At 50.5% G+C, this 21,986-nt stretch carries 4 protein-coding genes; all 4 read left to right on the top strand.

Annotated elements, in window-relative coordinates; all coding sequences use genetic code 11:
• On the top strand, positions 1-1,099 hold a 1,099-nt coding region (locus AB2U10_RS12680; protein WP_493820567.1), incomplete at its 5' end, for a CLIPPER-2 domain-containing protein.
• Positions 1,100-1,387: 288 nt separating this feature from the next.
• Positions 1,388-6,472, top strand: coding sequence for a collagen-binding domain-containing protein (locus AB2U10_RS12675; protein ID WP_367916634.1), 5,085 nt, complete (start codon positions 1,388-1,390; stop codon positions 6,470-6,472).
• Between the two features lie 367 nt (positions 6,473-6,839).
• Entirely contained in the window at positions 6,840-14,144 is a 7,305-nt protein-coding gene (locus tag AB2U10_RS12670) for an Ig-like domain-containing protein (protein ID WP_493820566.1), read from the top strand.
• A 240-nt stretch (positions 14,145-14,384) separates the two neighbouring features.
• Positions 14,385-21,983 carry a T9SS type A sorting domain-containing protein gene (locus AB2U10_RS12665; RefSeq protein WP_367915226.1) on the top strand — a complete coding sequence of 2,533 codons (7,599 nt, stop codon included), beginning with the start codon at positions 14,385-14,387 and terminating at the stop codon, positions 21,981-21,983.
• The last annotated feature ends 3 nt before the right edge of the window (positions 21,984-21,986 follow it).

The raw sequence follows: 21,986 nt of genomic DNA, 5'->3' as shown, positions 1-21,986 counted from the left end.
TGTAACGCTGAACAATGTAACAGTGACTGACCCACTACCAGGCTTAGGAACAATAACTCCAGCCTCAGTAGCGAGCCTTGAACCGGGAGCAGAGACAACGTTTACGGCAACCTATACGGTAACGCAGGCAGACGTGAACAACGGCAAAGTACACAATACGGCCACGGCTAAAGGTACACCGCCTACAGGAGACGATGTTAAGGATGACGACGAAGAAGATGTACCGTTTACACCGGCTCCCGGAATCAGGCTCATCAAGAGTGGTGCCTATGTGGATGCCGACGGAAACGGTAAGGTTAATCCGGGCGACGAGATTCACTATACCTTTACGGTAACCAATACGGGTAATGTGACCCTGACCGATGTCAAGATTGCTGACCCTAAGGTGACAGTGGTGGGCGGACCTATCGCAAGCTTAGCTCCGGGAGCGGTTGATAGCACAACGTTTACGGCAACGTATACAATAACGCAATCCGACATCAATGCGGGCCAGGTAGACAATACGGCAAAAGCAACAGGTAAAGATCCGAATGGAAACGAGGTACCTGGTGAGGATGAGGAAACGGTTACCCTTGGACAGATATTTGACCTGGCATTACGGAAAACAGTGAAACCGGGTCAGAAAACGGTCTTCAAACCGGGAGACAGCGTGACGTTTGACATCACCGTGTTCAACCAGGGCAATGTGGATGCTACAGATATAGACCTGGTAGACTATATTCCTACCGGACTGACGCTGAACGATGCAAACTGGACTTTGGATGGCAGCAAAGCGAGGTGGAATGGGGCGATAGCAAACCTGGCGACAGGAGCGCAGGCGACGGTATCCATCACTTTCAAACTCAATAACGATGCGGTGGGTCCGGTGATTACAAACATCGCGGAAATCAGCGGAGCGAAGAATCAGAAAGGACTGAAGGATATCGACTCTACGCCGGATGATAACAAGGACAATGACGGGATACCGAAGAACGATGAGATCAATGAGAATGGTAAGCAGGGAGGTGACGAAGACGATCACGACATCGAACCGATCACGGTGTGTCCGGACCAAAAATGTCTGAGCGCAAAAGTAAAAGTGAACAGAGCCAATAAATAAACAGTTCACTGCAAAATGGCCCCGGAATTCCGGGGCCATTTTTTTGCATGGTAGTGATCTCTTTACATTCCTAATAATTAACCGTTAATAATTCATCGTTAGCCATTGCCTCCCGGCTTTCCCCGAAATACTTCACTTGTGGCACGTAATTTGCCCTGAAACTTTATGCCCAAATCATTATCCAGATCCATTTAGAGGCTCATGCGGCTATCAAAAAGTAAAAATTGGAAAGTTGGGATTAGTTATATATTTATAAAAGAACAGGTTATTGTAAAAACGTACGCTATAATGCTTACCTTCCAGAAATCATTCCAATGGTTAAGTAAAGTTTTGTGCTTTATTTTCTTCCCGCTAGTCTTTGTTAACGCCCAGTTTAACCCTACCGATGCCGCCAAAGGGTTCAATGTAATCACCAGCGGTAATTTCAAGGCCAACCGGGATGTGGAAGGAGGGGTAGCCGTTGGAGGCAGGCTGACCATTTATGATAACCTCCAGGTAAACATGCACAGTTCGGGCACCGAAACATTTAAAGATGTGGTAAACGGTACCGAAGATGCACAATACGTAGGCCTCATAGTAGGTGACGGTGTGACTTACACCTCGGGAAAAGTGGATGTGCAGAATAGCCGGTATGTAAAAATCAAAGATCTTAAGGATTCGAAAAGATACCTGGAAAACAATGTTTACCAGGGAATTATAGTACATAAGGATGCTACCAGTAAAAACGTATACATCCAGGGAAACCAGAACCAGAGTGAGGCTTCGCTCAAAAGAGACGTCAGCGATGTATTTAATTTCACGGCTATTTTTAACGAATTCCAAACCTATTCTGATGCACTGAAAAATTCACCGGCCAATGCGGTGATAGAATCGTACGATAGCGGGAATAAGTACAGGTTTAAGCTGACCTCCAACCAGACGAATATTATTAACATCACCAAAACCCAACTGTATACCTATAGTTCCAAAGGAGAGCTGGGCTGGACCGTGGTTCCTTCGGCCAGTACTCCCGTAGTGATCAATGTAGATATGCAGGGAGGAGACTTTGACTGGAACAATAAGCCCAATATGATGATAAACGGTGTTTCTACCGGCCAGGGCGAATTCGTGTTGTGGAATTTTTATAACGGAACCGGGAAAACCCTTAAGCTGAACAATTCATCTTACCTCATCGGTTCGGTATATGCGTTAGGTATTTCCGTGGAAAAATACGAAGGGTATGTAGAGGGCCAGATCGTAGCCAAAGATTTTTACCAGAACGGGGGCGAAGTACACTACAAAAGATTTAAAACTACCGTGACCCCTCCGGGTCCTACCGTATGTACGGGTTGTACATCAGAAAACATGATTTATAACCCCGATTTTGAAATTAACCCTACAAGCCCTGACGGCTGGAATCCGGAAGTTGCATCGGGAGTTAACTGGGGCACCTTCTACCATAACGGTACTTTAAAATATGTAGGTTACCTGAACTGGAATGATGCACGTTCCAACAACTACATAAGACAGAATATAACCAATGGAGTGGTAGGAGGGAAAACCTTCACATATACCGCTACAGCATCAACACATAACCCTAACGGGTCCGGAGCTGTTGCCCAGCTATGGCTTGAATTTTATAATTCATCCGGTACAAAAATAAGCGAAACGGCAAAACAGAGTGTTACGGCCATATATTCCAACTTTCAAAATATCTCTATTACCGGAACCATACCCGCTAACACAGTCAAAATTGTTATTGTAGGGTATTCTTATGGCAGGGCTTTAAAATTTGACAATAACTTGCTGGTTATTGATTGCTACGATAAGATAGCCGTTACTACCACCAAAGCAGATGCTTCCTGTACGGCCAATGACGGTTCAATTATTATAAATACTACCGGTGGTAGCGGACAGTTTACCTATACGCTTAAAAACGGAAGCACTACAGTGGCTACTTCGCCTGCTTTAGCGGCAGGAGCAACCAATTATCAATACACATTTTCGGGATTGGCCTCAGGTACCTATACCGTTACGGTGACAGATAACAATACAAGCTCAGGTAATTGCAAGTGGACCTCCGGAAATATTGTAATTGCCAAAGACCCCGTGCCGACAACACCCACAGGCATCTCCGATAAATCCATTTGTGCAGGAGAAAGTGTGACTTTGCCCGGTAGCTGTACCACAGGAACGCTGAAATGGTATGACAGCAATAAAACCACGGTCATTACCGGAGCTTCTGTTACGCCGGGTAATACCACCACGTATTATGCCCGTTGCGAAAGTACATGTAACAGCGACTGGGCTTCCATGAAGGTGACTGTTAATGCAAAACCAACGGTCAATGTGAATTCAGGAACCGTATGTTCAGGAGAAAAGATGACCTTAACAGCTACTGTAACCAACTGTACAGGTACAATTACCTGGACGGCAGGCGGGTACTCGCAGGGAACCGGCACCAGTATAGAAGTGCAACCTGCTTCTACTACTGTCTACCGGGCTACCTGTAAGAATGCGACCAACTGCGAAGCCTATGGGGAAGGAACGGTGTCTGTTAAGCCGAAGCCAACGATAAGTGTAGCGGATGTAGCCATCTGTTTGGGGGAAACTGCCGTTCTCGAAGCAAAGAATTGTACAGGAACGGTAACGTGGAGTCCTGCTAACGGGGCATCAGGCAATAAGGTAACGATAACTCCTGCCGCAGCCGGGGAAATTACGTATACGGCAACATGTACGAATGACGGATGTACAGCGAGTGCTACAGCCAAAATAACCGTGAATGCCAGGCCGGTGATCACAAATGTAACGGGCGGTGAGCTGACCTGTGCTATCACCCGTGTAACGGTGCAGGCTACAGCATCACCCGGCACAGGTGTAACCTACACGTGGACGGTACCATCGGGCGTAGCCAACCCGGGTAACGTAGCCAGCTTCAGCGCTACGGTAGCCGGAACATATAAAGTAAAAGTAAAGAACAATACTACGGGCTGTGAATCGGATGAAGCGAGCACTACAGTGACCGAAGATAAAAACGTGGAAACCATCACAGCCACCGGCGGTACTTTAACCTGCTCAATCAACAGTGTAACGCTGAAAGCAAGCGGTAACGGCACGAAATACGAATGGAGCCTGGGCGGCACGAAAGTGGGCGAAGGCAAAGAGTTGGCGGTAACTACAAAAGGTACTTACACCGTAACGGTCACTTATACCAACGGCTGTACTACCACTGCACAAGCCGTAGTAGATGAAAACAAAGATGTGGAGACCATCACGGCCACCGGCGGTACTTTAACCTGTTCAATCAACAGTGTAACGCTGAAAGCAAGCGGTAACGGTACGAAATACGAATGGAGCCTGGGCGGTACGAAAGTGGGCGAAGGCAAAGAATTGGCAGTAACGGCAGCAGGTATGTACACCGTGACAGTAACTTATGCCAACGGTTGTACTACTACTGCTCAGGCAGAAGTAACTATTGATAATGATAAACCAACGGTAATCCTGGAAACAGGTAAGCTCACCTGTCTGGTAAACAAAGTAACTGTAGCTGCAGCAGCTACCGGAAACGGCATTACCTACAAATGGACTGTACCTGCGGGTGCAACGGATCCGGGTAACGTAGCAGGCTTTGAAACATCTGTACCGGGTGTATATAGTGTGGAAGTAACTTCGTCTAACGGCTGTATGGCTACTGACCAGGTAGAAGTGCAGCAGGATACCTCATTACCTACAGTAGTTGTAGAAGACAAGGTGATGTCATGCGGAGAGACGGAGGTGACATTAATGGCAACGGGGACAGCGGGGGTAACGTATAGCTGGACGGGTCCGGACGGTTTTACGGCCACTACGAAAGAGATCACGGTAAGCAAGACGGGTACCTATAAAGTAGTGGTGACGTCTCTCAACGGCTGTAGTGCAACAGATGAAGCAAAAGTAACGAAGAAAGATAAGCCGGAATCTCCTGTTTCGGGGCCTCACAAAGTATGTTACGGCGAGGAGATCACGCTGAGCGCGACGTGTTCAAGCGGGACGGTGAAATGGTACAGCGATGCTGCTTTGACGCAGGAGCTGAGCCAGCTGACCTTTTCGGCGCAGCAGAGCAAAACCTACTATGCGGTGTGTACAACGCCGGATTGTGTGAGTGCGGCAACGGAATCGGTAGTAACGGTAACACCAGACTTCCCGGCACCGGTATTGACGGCGACTCCGGAAGAAGTGGTCAAAGGCGGAAGCAGCACCTTAAGCGGAAGTTGTGAGACGGGTACGCTGGTATGGTACAAAGATGCGGGCCTGACCCAGGTTCTGGGCACAGGAGCTACACTGGAAGTAACACCGGATACGACAACGACCTACTATGCAGCCTGTGAGCTGGAGACTTGTAAGAAGCCGTCGGAAGTAACAGTGAAAGTGAAAGACCAGATCTTTGACCTGGCACTTCGGAAGACGATCAAAGGCGGTGGCAAGAACCCTGTAGTATACCCGGGAAGCAGTATTACGTTTGAGATAGAAGTATTTAACCAGGGAAATGTGACGGCCAGCAATATCCAGGTAACGGATTATATACCTGCGGGTTTGACGCTGAACGATGGGAACTGGACGGCGGGGGGCGGTAAAGCCACGCTGAATACGAAGATAGGCACGCTGGCTGCCGGAGCGAGCACGAAAGTGGAGATCACGTTTACGGTGAATGCAGACTTTAAAGGCAAAGCAGTGAATGCGGCCGAGATCAGCAGTGCAGACGGAGGAGACGACATAGACTCTACCCCTGACGATAACCCGGGTAATGACGGCACGCCGAAAGACAATGAGATCGGTGAAGACGGAAAGCACGGGGGGGATGAAGACGACCATGACATTGAAGAGATCACGGTAGTAGAGACGCCGGTGTTTGACCTGGCATTAAGGAAGACGCTGAAAGCAGGTCAGAAGTCGATTTTCAAACCGGGAGACAGTGTAACGTTTGAGATCACGGTGTTTAACCAGGGGAATGTAGATGCAACGGATATAGATCTGGTAGATTACATTCCGGAAGGCCTGATGTTGAATGACGGTAACTGGACGCTTGACGGCAGCAAGGCGAGGTGGGCGAAAGCGATTGCATCGTTACCGGCAGGCGGCGAGGCGACGGTATCGATCAGCTTCAAGCTGAAGAGCGATGTAACAGGTGGAGTGATCATCAACACGGCGGAGATCAGCGGGGCGAAGAACGATAAGGGTCTGGAAGACATAGACTCCACGCCGGATGATATCAAGGACAACGACGGTGTGGTGAAGAACGATGAGATTCATGAGAACGGGAAGCAGGGAGGAGATGAGGATGATCATGACATAGAGCCGATCACGGTTTGTCCGGATCAGAAATGTCTGACCGCAAAAACAAAAGTGAAAAAGTAAATTCATCTGATCATAGCTGAAAAAGCCGGCCGGGAAGTATCCGGGCCGGCTTTTTTCCTTATCAGGCCCCAACTTTTCACGGATAAATGCCTGCTATTCACTATTTACAGCTACCGGGGATAATTTTGATTTTCCCGTAAAAGCATTTTTATGGCACGTAATTTGCGCTAAAATTTTGTATCCAGACTATTACCCGTGCCAATTTATAAGCTCACGCAGCCACCCTGAACTGGAGATTGGAGACCTGGAATTAGTTAATTATCTATAAAAGAACTGGTTATTGATAAAAACGTATACTATAATGCTAAATTTCCCCAAATTATTAAAATGGTTAAGTAGAGTTATTTGCTTTATTTCTCTTCCGGCAATGTATGCCAACGCACAGACTTGCTCAGGCTGTGAATCCGGCAACCTCGTAACGTCGGGTAGCCAGTTGCAGGTAGCCAGTGATATTAATGCCTGGACAGCAGAACCGGTTAACTATTCGGGAGGGTCTTATTCCGGACAGGCGGCCTGGCGCCATTCCACTCAATCGCCTGTAAATGATAACGGGTCGATTAAGTACGGCGTTTTGAACTATAGAGACCATAATGCCGACTACTATGTGAAACAGGAAATTCCTATTGAGTCGGTTGTTCAGGGCAGACCCTATACGTTTACAGTTCAGATGACCTCGCATGCAACCGGGGGAACAGCCGAAATGTATATCCAGTTCTTAAACAGCTCAGGAGGGGTAATCAGCACTTCCAGTAAAGTTTCTACCAATAATAACTATCCGAATTTCCAGACCTACACCATTGGTGGAAGTGGTCAGACCATACCCAGCGGAACTACTAAAATCCGCATAGTAGGACACTCCAAAGGAAACGCCTTAAAATTTAAGGTGGTAAATCTTATCGTATGTTACAATACCATTAATTTAGCATTAACTCCTACCAACACTTCCTGTACAGGAAGTACAGGGACAGTAAAAGCAACAGTAACCGGAGGTAGCGGAGAATTCCAGTTCCGGATAAAGAAAGGAAGCGGTTCGTTTGGAAGCTGGGTAACGGCTGCCAGCCCGTATACTTTTACCGGTCTTTCCAATGACGGCTACACCGTGGAAGTAGAAGATAAAAATACTTCTTCATCAAGCTGTAAAGCATCAAAAACCGCAACGGTAGGGAAAGACGAATGCTATACATACTCCTGCTCCAACTGCGGATCCCAAAACCTGATCGGAAATGAAACGTTTGCTAACCTGAACGGGTGGACCGCTACGAAAGTAAATAGCTCAGGTAACAGGGTAGCTACATCGGGAACCGATGAATGGGGCCTGTTTAGCGGCTGGACCTGGGGCTCTTACGGTATATTGAACAATGGAGATGCACCCAGCAGCTCAAGCGGATCACCTAAGCAGTTCAGAGCAGAATATGCAATTGATAACAATGGATCGGGTGGATTTAAAGGAATTATTCCCGGCAGACCATTTCAATATACGGCCAATGCGGCTACCCATAGTACAAGCGACAGCTGGAGAGTAGCTCAGCTGTATCTTGAGTTTTATAACGGAAACACCTTGCTGGCTACTTCCAAAAAAGCTACTATTACCGCCATATTCAGCAACAGCGAGGCTGTGACCATTAACCAGTTGGAAGACGGGGGAACAACCATACCGGCCAATACCAACAAAATAGTGTTAGTGGCTTACGCACATGGACGTGCGCTGAAATTTGACAACAATAAGCTGGTGATATGCTATCCGAATGTAGGCCTGAGCTTAGCGAAACAAGAACCGGATTGCCAGAATCAAAATGGTAAGATAACGGTTACGGCTTCCGGCGGTAGCGGTTATTACGAATACAGCAAAGACAATACGAACTGGCAGTCCTCATCTGAATTTACAGGTCTTACTGCAGGCAATTATACCCTATATGTAAGAGATAAGTTTTACAGCAGTGATGCCAATTGTAAAAAGTCGGCATCCATAACGTTGACGAAAGAGGCTACACCAACGGTAACGGTAGCCAATAACGGCCAGATCACCTGTACAACAGGATCGGTAATTACAGCCACAGCTACGCCTTCATCCGGTATTACCTATACCTGGACCGTACCTTCCGGAGCAACGAACCCGGGCAGTGTGGCTTCATTTACAGCAACTGTGGCCGGTACCTACAAAGTGAAAGTAAAAAGTGCTGCCGGTTGTGAGTCGTCGGAGGCTAGCACCACGGTAACAGAAAATAAAACCAAGCCAACGGTAACTGTAACGGGCGGCGAGCTGACCTGTGCTACCACCAGTGTAACGGTGCAGGCTACAGCATCACCTAGCACAGGTGTAACCTACACGTGGACCGTACCATCGGGCGTAACGAATCCGGGTAACGTAGCGAGCTTCAGTGCTACGGTAGCCGGCACCTACAGCGTTAAAGTGAAAAACAATACTACGGGTTGTGAATCAGATTCGAAGAGTGCGACAGTCACTTCAAGCACGACTAAACCAACGGTAACGGTAACGGGCGGTGAGCTGACCTGTGCTACCACCAGTGTAACGGTGCAGGCTACAGCATCACCCGGCACAGGTGTAACCTACACGTGGACCGTACCATCGGGAGTAACGAATCCGGGTAACGTAGCCAGCTTCAGTGCTACGGTAGCCGGTACCTACAGTGTTAAAGTAAAAAACAACACTACAGGTTGTGAATCAGATTCGAAGAGTGCGACAGTCACTTCAAGCACTACTAAACCAACGGTAACGGTAACGGGTGGCGAGCTGACCTGTGCTACCACCAGTGTAACGGTGCAGGCTACAGCATCACCTAGCACAGGTGTAACCTACACGTGGACGGTGCCATCAGGCGTAACGAATCCGGGTAACGTAGCGAGCTTTAGTGCTTCGGTAGCCGGCACCTACAGCGTTAAAGTGAAAAACAACACTACGGGTTGTGAATCAGATTCGAAGAGCGCCACAGTCACTTCAAGCACTACTAAACCAACGGTAACGGTAACGGGCGGTGAGCTGACCTGTGCTACCACCAGTGTAACGGTGCAGGCTACAGCATCACCCGGCACAGGTGTAACCTACACGTGGACGGTACCATCGGGCGTAACGAATCCGGGTAACGTAGCGAGCTTCAGTGCTACGGTAGCCGGCACCTACAGCGTTAAAGTGAAAAACAACACTACGGGTTGTGAATCAGATTCGAAGAGCGCGACAGTGACTTCAAATACGAGCATACCGACCGTTACCGTAAATAACGGCCAGCTGACCTGTACAACTACTACCGTTAAGCTGACAGCAAATGGCTCTCCGGCAGGTGTAACCTACAGCTGGACCGGCCCTGGCGGATTTACAGCTACTACTAAAGAAATAAACGTAACTGTAGCAGGTAGCTACGAAGTAACCGTAACTGCACCAAACGGCTGTAAAGAGAAAGCAACCGCTACCGTGACTTCAGATGTACAGAAACCAACAGTAACTGTAAATAACGGCCAGCTGACCTGTGCTACCACCAGTGTAACGGTGCAGGCTACAGCATCACCTAGCACAGGTGTAACCTACACGTGGACGGTGCCATCAGGCGTAACGAATCCGGGTAACGTAGCGAGCTTTAGTGCTTCGGTAGCCGGCACCTACAGCGTTAAAGTGAAAAACAACACTACGGGTTGTGAATCAGATTCGAAGAGCGCCACAGTCACTTCAAGCACTACTAAACCAACGGTAACGGTAACGGGCGGTGAGCTGACCTGTGCTACCACCAGTGTAACGGTGCAGGCTACAGCATCACCCGGCACAGGTGTAACCTACACGTGGACGGTACCATCGGGCGTAACGAATCCGGGTAACGTAGCGAGCTTCAGTGCTACGGTAGCCGGTACCTACAGTGTTAAAGTGAAAAACAACACTACGGGTTGTGAATCAGATTCGAAGAGCGCGACAGTGACTTCAAATACGAGCATACCGACCGTTACCGTAAATAACGGCCAGCTGACCTGTACAACTACTACCGTTAAGCTGACAGCAAATGGCTCTCCGGCAGGTGTAACCTACAGCTGGACCGGCCCTGGCGGATTTACAGCTACTACTAAAGAAATAAACGTAACTGTAGCAGGTAGCTACGAAGTAACCGTAACTGCACCAAACGGCTGTAAAGAGAAAGCAACCGCTACCGTGACTTCAGATGTACAGAAACCAACAGTAACTGTAAATAACGGCCAGCTGACCTGTACAACTACTACCGTTAAGCTGACAGCGAACGGATCGCCAGCAGGCGTAACCTATAGCTGGACCGGCCCTGGCGGATTTACAGCTACTACTAAAGAAATAAACGTAACTGTAGCAGGTAGCTACGAAGTAACCGTGACTGCGCCAAATGGTTGTACCGAAAAAGCTACCGCTACCGTGACTTCAGATGTACAGAAACCAACAGTAACTGTAAATAATGGGCAATTAACCTGTACCACTACTACCGTTAAGCTGACAGCGAACGGATCGCCAGCAGGCGTAACCTACAGCTGGACCGGCCCTGGCGGATTTACAGCTACTACTAAAGAAATAAACGTAACTGTAGCAGGTAGCTACGAAGTAACCGTAACTGCACCAAACGGCTGTAAAGAGAAAGCAACCGCTACCGTGACTTCAGATGTACAGAAACCAACAGTAACTGTAAATAACGGCCAGCTGACCTGTACAACTACTACCGTTAAGCTGACAGCGAACGGATCGCCAGCAGGCGTAACTTACAGCTGGACCGGCCCAGGCGGTTTCACAGCTACTACAAAAGAAGTGAACGTAACCACAGCGGGCAGTTACGAGGTAACGGTAACGGCACCTAACGGCTGTACCGAGAAGGCCACGGCCACAGTAACATCAGATATTCAGAAACCAACGGTAACGGTAAATAACGCGGCGCTGAGCTGTACCACTACTTCGGTTAAGCTGACCGCCAACGGTTCAGCAGGAGTAACGTATAAATGGACAGGCCCGGGAAGTTTCACAGCTACCACCCAGGAAATTACAGTAACCACAGCGGGCAGCTACGAGGTAACCGTAACGGCAGCCAACGGTTGTACCGAGAAAGCCACTGCCACAGTGACCTCGGATACCAATATGCCGACCGTAAGTGTGAACAACGGTACGCTGACCTGTACCACTACTTCGGTTAAGCTGATGGCCAACGGTTCGGCAGGGGTGACTTACAGCTGGACAGGCCCGGGCAGCTTCACGGCTACCACCCAGGAAATCACGGTAACCACGGCGGGCAGCTACGAAGTAACGGTAACAGCACCTAACGGCTGTACTGCAAAGGCTACGGCCACGGTGACTAGCAATACCCAGAAACCAACAGTAACGGTAAATAACGGCAAGCTGACTTGTACTGAAACAAGTGTTAAGCTTACCGCCAACGGTTCGTCAGGAGTAACGTATAAATGGACAGGCCCAGGCAGCTTCACAGCTACCACCCAGGAAATCACGGTGAGCACAGCGGGCAGTTACGAGGTAACGGTAACGGCACCTAACGGTTGTACCGAGAAAGCCACGGCCACGGTAACATCAGATATTCAGAAACCAACAGTAACGGTAAATAACGCGGCGCTGAGCTGTACCACTACTTCGGTTAAGCTGACGGCCAACGGTTCAGCAGGCGTAACGTATAAATGGACAGGCCCGGGAAGTTTCACAGCTACCACCCAGGAAATTACGGTAACCACAGCGGGCAGTTACGAGGTAACCGTAACGGCAGCCAACGGTTGTACCGAGAAAGCCACTGCCACAGTGACCTCGGATACCAATATGCCGACCGTAAGTGTGAACAACGGTACTTTGACCTGTACTACCACCTCGGTTAAGCTGACGGCCAACGGTTCAGCAGGAGTGACTTACAGCTGGACAGGCCCGGGCGGCTTTACAGCTACCACCCAGGAGATCACGGTAAGCACGGCGGGCAGCTACGAAGTAACGGTAACAGCACCTAATGGCTGTACTGCAAAAGCTACCGCAACAGTTAGCCAGGATACCTCATTACCTACAGTAGTTGTAGAAGACAAGGTAATGTCATGCGGAGAGACGGAGGTGACATTAACGGCAACGGGGACCGCCGGGGTAACGTATAGTTGGACGGGTCCGGACGGTTTTACGGCCACTACGAAAGAGATCACGGTAAGCAATCCGGGCACCTATAAGGTAGTGGTAACGTCTCCCAACGGCTGTAGTGCAACAGATGAAGCAAAAGTAACGAAGAAAGATAAGCCGGAATCTCCTGTTTCGGGGCCTCACAAAGTATGTTACGGCGAGGAGATCACGCTGAGCGCGACGTGTTCAAGCGGGACGGTGAAATGGTACAGCGATGCTGCTTTGACGCAGGAGCTGAGCCAGCTGACCTTTTCGGCGCAGCAGAGCAAAACCTACTATGCGGTGTGTACAACGCCGGATTGTGTGAGTGCGGCAACGGAATCGGTAGTAACGGTAACACCAGACTTCCCGGCACCGGTATTGACGGCGACTCCGGAAGAGGTGATCAAAGGCGGAAGCAGCACCTTAAGCGGAAGTTGTGAGACGGGTACGCTGGTATGGTACAAAGATGCGGGCCTGACCCAGGTTCTGGGCACAGGAGCTACGCTGGAAGTAACACCGGATACGACAACGACCTACTATGCAGCCTGTGAGCTGGAGACTTGTAAGAAGCCGTCGGAAGTAACAGTGAAAGTGAAAGACCAGATCTTTGACCTGGCACTTCGGAAGACGATCAAAGGCGGCGGCAAGAACCCTGTAGTATACCCGGGAAGCAGCATTACGTTTGAGATAGAAGTATTTAACCAGGGAAATGTGACGGCCAGCAATATCCAGGTAACGGATTATATACCTGCGGGTTTGACGCTGAACGATGGGAACTGGACGGCGGGGGGCGGTAAAGCCACGCTGAATACGAAGATAGGCACGCTGGCTGCCGGAGCGAGCACGAAAGTGGAGATCACGTTTACGGTGAATGCAGACTTTAAAGGCAAAGCAGTGAATGCGGCCGAGATCAGCAGTGCAGACGGAGGAGACGACATAGACTCTACCCCTGACGATAACCCGGGTAATGACGGCACGCCGAAAGACGATGAGATCGGTGAAGACGGAAAGCACGGGGGGGATGAAGACGACCATGACATTGAAGAGATCACGGTAGTAGAGACGCCGGTGTTTGACCTGGCATTAAGGAAGACGCTGAAAGCAGGTCAGAAGTCGATTTTCAAACCGGGAGACAGTGTAACGTTTGAGATCACGGTGTTTAACCAGGGGAATGTAGATGCAACGGATATAGATCTGGTAGATTACATTCCGGAAGGCCTGATGTTGAATGACGGTAACTGGACGCTTGACGGCAGCAAGGCGAGGTGGGCGAAAGCGATCGCATCGTTACCGGCAGGCGGCGAGACGACGGTATCGATCAGCTTCAAGCTGAAGAGCGATGTAAAGGGTGGAGTGATTATCAACACGGCGGAGATCAGCGGGGCGAAGAACGATAAGGGCCTGGAAGACATAGACTCTACGCCGGATGATATCAAGGACAACGACGGTGTGGTGAAGAACGATGAGATTCATGAGAACGGGAAGCAGGGAGGAGATGAGGATGATCATGACATAGAGCCGATCACGGTTTGTCCGGATCAGAAATGTCTGACCGCAAAAATAAAAGTGAAAAAGTAATTCCTATCTTTCAAAAATATATGTACTAACGCAGGAAACGCCGGAGATAAAATCTCCGGCGTTTTTTTTCATAGCAGGTTTTCTTTTTTCATAGCAGGTTCTTCGGCATTTCCCGGTTTGAAGCAGAAAACGGGCGGTTTGTCCCATCAATCCTGCGGACATTAAAAACTATCCAAATGGAGTATTGACTCTGGAATACAGGAGTAGGAACTTTGGTATACAATTAAGCTGGAGATGACTATGAAAAAAAACCTGTACTTTTCACTGCTGGTATTCTTTAGCTTGTTTTACAGCCTCAGGGCAGAGGGCCAGTGTTCTGTAGGCAATGTTTACCTGACCACCCAGGCGCAGGTAGATTCATTTCACCTGGCCCATCCCCAATGCAGTGTACTGCCCTATAGTTTAGAAATACACGGAGATAATATTACTAACCTCGACAGCCTCGCTTTTTTAACCGCGATCGGGGAGGATTTGCTGATAGACGCTTCAAAACTCCGGAATATTGATGGCCTGTCGGGTCTTCAGTCGGTGGGCCGGCGGTTAACGATTTACGATACTGAACTTCATGACCTGAACGGACTCTCGGGGCTCAAAGAGATAAAAAGCCACCTGACGCTGTCTTATATGAATTATTTACAGAATGTAGACGGACTTGCCAACCTGAAAAGCGTAGGCTTTCGCGAGCCGAGCTGGTTTGATGAGCCGCCTTCGGGTTATCTCCTGATTTACGACATGTCCGTGTTGCAAAACCTCAATGGCCTGGCCGGCGTGGAAAAAATAGACGGGGCTCTCCAAATATTCAATAACCCGCAGTTAACCTCTATAGAAGGGCTAAAGAATATTAACCAGGGTACGATCACAAATGGTTTACGGATTGAAAATAACGGTGCCTTGTCTGTCTGTAACCTGTCCAATATCTGTACCTACCTGTCACAGGGCAAGCCCAGAACCATCTCCGGTAACCTGGGAGCATGTGCTTCGGCATTGGCTGTGTCCCAGGCCTGTTCCGGTACGGGGTGTCCCGCCACGGTCAACTTCTTCAGCCAGGCCGAAGTAGATGCCTTTGGCGCTACCTATGCCCACTGTACTACCATTTCCGGTAGTGTGGGTGTGTTTGGCGCCGATATTGTTAACCTGAACGGGCTGGCCGGGATACAGTACATCGGTGGAGGCCTTCAGATTGGTGCCGATGGCTACCCTAATCCGCTTCTTCAGAACATCAGCGGGCTGTCTAATGTAAAAACCGTGGGAGGGGGACTATTGGTTTACGATAACGCACTTTTGGAAAACATAGATGCCCTGAGCGGCATCCAGAATGCTGCCATGGTGACCGTCATCAAAAACCCTAAATTAAAAAATATAAACGGCTTGTCCGGCCTGTCCGGAACTTTACCCGGGGGAGTCAGCCTGCGCCTGAACCCCGTATTGGAAAACATAAACGGTTTATCCGGCTTGCAGCGCATAGCCAGTATAGAAATTGATTCTAACGTAGTGCTGCAAAATCTAGACGGGTTATCCCACCTGCACACCTTAGACAATAACCTGTATATCCGTAAAAATAATGCGCTGCAGAACCTCAACGGCCTATCTGCCCTTCGATCCATAGCCAGCCACCTGGAAATATCGCATAACCCGCAGCTGCAAAACCTTTCGGGCCTGAGCTCCCTGAACAGTATAGGGGGAGACCTGCTGATCGAGAAAAACCCTTTGATTCAAAACCTCGATGGCCTTTCGGCTTTACAGAGCCTTGGCGGATACCTGAATGTTTCTTCCAATGATCAGCTGCAAAACCTGAACGGCCTGCAGGGGCTTCCGGCCATTGGGGGGTACCTGTATATTGCAGATAACCCGCTTTTAAACTCCATACAGGGCCTGGAGAATATTAACCCGGCCAGCATTACCTCTTCTTCTTTCAAATCAGGTCTGTATATTCAGAATAACGGCACTCTTTCCCTTTGTAACCTTTCGAATATCTGTACCTACCTTTCCGGTACCGGGCCGCGCGCTATCAGCGGAAATACCGGTGACTGTATCAATGCCCAGGTAGTTTCGGCGATCTGCTTTCCGGGTTGCCCTCCCAATGTGACCCTCAATAGCCAGCAGGAAGTAATTGATTTTGCCGCCGCCTATCCGGGCTGTGGTACCGTTTCCGGGAACCTGAGAATTTCAGGTGCTACCGACCTGAGTGCCCTCTCTTTTTTACAGCATATAGGCGGTGATCTGTATATTTCCGTGAATAACCCCGGCTTGTTGAACCTGGACGGTCTGAGCGGAATCCTGGATGTGGGCCGGGACCTGACCGTATCCGGCACCGGCGGGGTGAGCGCTTTGACCAATATTAACGGCCTGTCGGGTGTAAAGAGCGTAGGTGGTAAGCTTTACATCGGCGGAAACCCGTCACTGCAGAGCCTGGGCGGTCTCTCTGCCCTGCAAACAGTGGGAGGGAGCCTCACCGTTCAGGCCAACGGATTCAATGATCTCACCGGCTTATCGGCTTTACAAAGCGTGGGCGAAGATCTTGTTGTTTCTTTTGAACGCCTGGAACGCCTGAACGGCTTACCGGCGCTGAAGAGTGTGGGGAGAAACCTGAGTATCAATTATAACAATAACCTGAAAAACCTCGATGGTCTGTTGGCCATAGAGCATGTAGGCGGTCAGCTGCTTATCTACAATAACACCACTTTGCAGGACATCAGCGGAATCAGCAATGTGGACCTGTCTGCCATTTCCCTCCTGGCCATCAAAGATAACGCCAGCCTATCTTCCTGCTCAGTAGCGCATATCTGTGACTACCTGGTTTCAGATAAGCCGAGAAGCATAGAGGGGAATAACGGCGACTGTACCGATGAACCGGCGGCATTGAACGATTGCTCGGGCACCTGCCCCAAAGGGCCCATGCTCACCATTACCTCACAGGCACAAATCAATAGTTTCAAAAGTAATTACCCGGGATGCTCAACTCTGCCGGGCAGCCTGATGATCAGCGGGCCGGATATTACTAACCTGGCCGGACTCTCAGACCTGAAAACGGTCAATGGTGCGCTGGTAATCTCTTCTAACCCACTGCTGGAAGGCCTGGAGGGCCTGGCCGGAATTGAGAAAATAAAAGGCCAGCTGGGGGTAGCAGATAATGCCCGGCTGACCTCCATAGACGGCCTCAAAAATATAGACCCCTTAACCATAGCTTTCCTGAAAGTTACAGGTAACGGTACCCTTTCGGTATGTGGCCTGGCCAACCTGTGCGCCTACCTGGCCGCAGGGCGTCAGCGGGACATTTCCGGTAACCTGGCGGGCTGCAGCACGGCTGCTGATTTTGGATGCTCCTATGAATCATGCCCTACCGGTGATATCACTTTCAATACGCAGAGCCAGATTGCAAGCTTTGAACAGAAATACTCGCATTGTTCCATCCTGCAGGGAAGCGTTTATATCCAGGGGTCAGGTATAACTGACCTCAGCCTTCTTTCATTTGTTCAGAAAATTGAAGGTAACCTGGTCATAGGTGGTCCCGGGTCACTGGCTACCAGTAACATGACCAGTTTGCAGGGGCTGCATAACGTCCGCGATATTGGGGGCTTAGTAAGCATTCACCTGAATGTAAAGCTGCAGAGCCTGGACGGCCTGAATGGCCTGAGGCATGTGGGAGGGTCTTTCTCCGTCAGCAATAATGACGCTTTGCAAAGTCTCAATTCCCTCCCGGCACTGGAAACCGTAGGAGGTAGCTTTAATGTTTCTAATAATAAGGGGTTGCTTCATATCAACGGCCTGGGCGGCCTGCAGGAAATAGGAGGGAACCTTATGATTGGCAGTAATGCATTGCTGCAGGACATCAGCGGATTTTCCTCCCTGAAAAAAACAGGTGCACAGGATTCCTACGGGCTGGGAATAAGCAATAACCCCGAACTCGTACATATCAATGGGTTATCCAGCGTGGAGGTTATCGGGAACAATACGGACAGCTACGGAGCCAATGTGTTGATAAGTAATAATCCTAAGCTTCAAAACCTCGATGGCCTGTCTTCTTTACATACTATTAACGACGGAGCCTTGTCTGTCATCAGTAATCCGCTGCTGCAAAATCTTGACGGATTGTCTAATCTCCGGGGGACGGTTCGGAGGAGCCATTACGGTGACGCGCTGTTTATTAACGGTAATGCCGGCTTAAAAAACATAGATGCACTGAAACAGGCAAAATTTGCAGGAGGCATATATATCACAAATAACGCCTCACTGGAAAACGTTGACGGGTTGGCGTCTGTGGAAAACATTGCAGGAGATCTTAACGGAGGCCTGAGTATCGTGGGTAATGCTTCTTTGAAGAACCTGGACGGCCTGTCGGGCCTGCGTGGCGTACAGTTAAGCTTAATACTACAGGATAATACGGCCCTTCAGAACCTGAACGGTCTTGGCTCCTTACAAAGCGTGGGCGGCCGGTTCGACATCAGGAACAGCCCCTTGCTGCAAAACCTGAACGGCCTCTCTTCCCTGGGCAGGATAGGGCAGGGTTTAACGATCAGTGACAATACAGGCCTGCAAAACCTGGATGGTTTAGCCGGTCTCAGTGACTTCTCCGGGGCACTTTCCATAGAGAGGAACCCCTCATTAAGCTCCATCCAGGGTATTGCCAATATCCCTCCCGAATCTATCACCTATACGTATTATCTTGATTTTGACGCATCCGAGAATTTTGTCTTTTTCTTCGGTTTAAGTCTTAAAGATAACGGTGTTTTATCTATCTGTAACCTGCCCAACATCTGCGCCTACCTGGCACTGCCGGGAGCCACTTACCCGCGCAGTATCTCGGGCAACCTGGGCGCGTGCGCTACCGAATCGGCGGTAGTTGCTGCCTGTACCACGGCCCAGGTAACGCTTACGCCGGGTACGGGGATAAATCCTACGGTATGCAGGGGCAAAGACGGCAGCATTGGCTTTAGCTCTACTTTACCGGCCGGCATCTATACGCTGAGCTTCAGAATAGACAGCAAAGACACTACGGCAACGGTAAACATTAATGCCAACGGGGCCTTTAGCCTTACGGGTCTCAGGAAAGGAATATACAGTAATTTTTCTATAGCTACCGAAGAGGGTACGGTGAGCGCTATAGGCAGCCGCACGCTGACCGACCCGGTTTCAGATGCCTTTACGGTAGGCACGAAAACAGACCCCACCGGTTGTGCGGGCCATGACGGCAGCATTGCATTCACAACGACCCTTGCAGCCGACAGCTACCTGATAAGCTTTAAGAAAGGCAGGAAAGATACAACAGCAACTATAACGGTAAGCACCGGCGCTTTTGCCCTCACCGGCCTTTCCGCATCTGTATACTCGGGTTTCAGTATAACCAGCGGCGGGTGTGATCACACGCTTTCTACGGTTGTAACGCTTCAGGGCCCGGTGACGGCCGGTGGAGCCATCCTGGCCGACGGCCCCACGGAGTTCTGTTCAGGAAGCGGGGTGAAGCTGACGGCACCCGAAGGCATGGCCTACGAGTGGAGTACCGAAGCCCAAACGCGGAGCATCCAGGCCACAGAAGGCGGCATCTACAAAGTAAAGGTGACCTCCTCGCAGGGGTGCGTGAGCGAGTCACAGATAACGCTCACCCAAAAAGACTGTAACGTGCCCCCGATGGCCGTGTGCAAGCCTGTGGTAGTGCTGGTGGTCAAAGACGACTGCTATGCAATACTAAGGACGGAAGACCTGGATGCAGGCTCGTACGATAATGACGGCGACTGGTTTAACCGGAGCATAGACATTAACCCGGCATTGCGGGTGGGAAGCTATACGGCCCGGATGACGGTGGTAGACACCCACGGGGCCTCAACTACCTGTGCCAGCCAGGTGTACGTGGTAGACCACAGCGCGCCCGTGGTACGTGCCAGGGGCCTGACGCTGGAGCTGGATGAACAGGGACGGGCCAACATCACTGTAGCCGACGTAGACGCCGGCTCCTACGACAACTGCGGCCCGCTGCAGCTGAGCCTGAACCGGACCGAATTCGACTGCCGCGATTTGGGCCACCTGCAGGTGATCCTGACGGGTACTGACGGCTCAGGGAATGTTTCAACGGCGCTGGCCGACATCCACGTGGTCGATAACCGCCCGCCGGTAGTGATCACAAAAACGTTAGAGATCGTGCTGGATGAAAACGGGAAGGCCGTGCTCAAAGCCGAAGACCTGGCCCAGCGTATACAGGACAACTGCGGAATCTGGAGCATCCGGGCCTCAAAAACGGAATTCAGCTGTGCAGAACTGGGAGAAAATAAGGTTATACTCACCGTAGAAGACGTACAGGGCGGGATTACGGAAGCAGAAGCAACGGTGATCGTAAAAGACACCATTGCCCCCTTGCTGAAAGCAGCTCCCGTAACGCTGCAGCTGGACAACAGCGGAAAAGCGGTACTGAATGCCGGAGATGTGGATGCCGGAAGCACAGACAACTGCGGTCTGCCGGTACTGAGCCTGAGCCGCAGCGAATTCAGCTGCCGGGACCTCGGCGTGCAGGAGATCAGGCTGAAAGGGACCGATGGCAGTGGCAACGAAAGTGAAATAACAGTACAGGTAACCGTAAAAGATACTGTGGCCCCGGTGGTGCAGGTCATTGACGGCATCATAGAACTGGATGGAGAAGGCAAAGCCACCCTAGAGGCATCAGTGATCAATGACGGCAGCTACGACAACTGCGGGATAACGGAGCTCAGCCTGTCTGAAAGCAGCTTCACGTGTGCAGACCTGGGCAAACGCCTGGTTACACTCACGGCCCGCGACGGGAGCGGCAACGAGGGCAGCGCACGCGCAGAAGTGCTGATCCGGGATCCGGAAGGTGTATGCCCGTGCTCGTACGGGGTGCTGGCCGAAGAGAAGATCGTGCTGAGGCACAATGAAATATATGCAGGGGGGATCGGGGCAAGCGGGAAGAAAGGAATGGTGAAGCTGAGAAACACGGTAGTCAACCGGGAGGGGACGTTTGTGAAGTCGGAGCAGACCCGTTTTGACAACGAGAGCGAGTCGTCGGTATACATGCGGGGCAAAGCACCTCAGCCGGAGGGCTTCCGGCGCAATGAACGCAAGGATAAGAAAGCCGAAAAAATAAAGAAAGGAGAAAGCAGGACATTTGCGGCCGGTAACTACGGCAGGATCAAAGGGAAGAAAGACGCGAAGCTCGTCTTCAGCGGGGGCGATGTGAAGATCAGGAGCCTGAAAGTGAAGAAGGGCGGGCAGGTGAATTTCACGGCGGCTACGGTGCTGCTGGTCAGGAACGGGGTGAAGCTAAAGAAAGGCGTGGAGTTCAATAGAGAGAAGGAGAATGTGAGACTTTACGCCGGAGACGGGGTGAAGATAGGCGGAGGAACCGGGATAAAAGCCTATGTGCACAGCCGGGGGCAGCTGAAAACCACTGGCCGCAAAGAGAAAGTGCTGGAGGGCTTCTTTGCAGCACAAAAGATCAAAGGCGGCCGGAATACGGAGTGGTCGGGTGGCGGACTGCTGTGCACAGCCGGAGATGACCGGGCGCTCCTGGCCACCGAAAAAAGCAGGAAAACCCAAGCGGCTTCAGCAGAGGCCGTGCCCGATACCGTGGTAGCACAGGGCGGGAAGCTGAGGGTGAAGCTCTGGCCTAACCCGGTGAGCACGCGTTTGCATGCAGAAATAGGAGGGGAGACATCAGGCGGCCGGGTAGTGCTGGTAGACCTGCGGGGGAATGTGCTTTGGCAGGCAAGCTACAAAGGCAGGGAGCAGGCAGTGGAGCTGGAAACAGAGCAGCTGCAACCGGGGCTGTATGTGCTGCGGGTAGAATCGGGCAGTGAGGCGGTCACCCTGAGAGTAGTGAAGAAGAAACCGTAGAGG

It is taken from the genome of Leadbetterella sp. DM7, assembly GCF_040829825.2.
In the GTDB taxonomy this organism is placed as follows: domain Bacteria; phylum Bacteroidota; class Bacteroidia; order Cytophagales; family Spirosomataceae; genus Leadbetterella.
Note: the sequence above shows the minus strand (reverse complement) of the source record. Positions and strands in the feature narration are given on the sequence as shown.

What these genes read in the sequence shown, in the direction of transcription:
- AB2U10_RS12665 (WP_367915226.1), top strand. Translation starts at nt 14,385, where the DNA reads ATGAAAAAAAACCTGTACTTTTCACTGCTGGTATTCTTTAGCTTGTTT.
- AB2U10_RS12675 (WP_367916634.1), top strand. Translation starts at nt 1,388, where the DNA reads ATGCTTACCTTCCAGAAATCATTCCAATGGTTAAGTAAAGTTTTGTGC.
- AB2U10_RS12670 (WP_493820566.1), top strand. Translation starts at nt 6,840, where the DNA reads ATGTATGCCAACGCACAGACTTGCTCAGGCTGTGAATCCGGCAACCTC.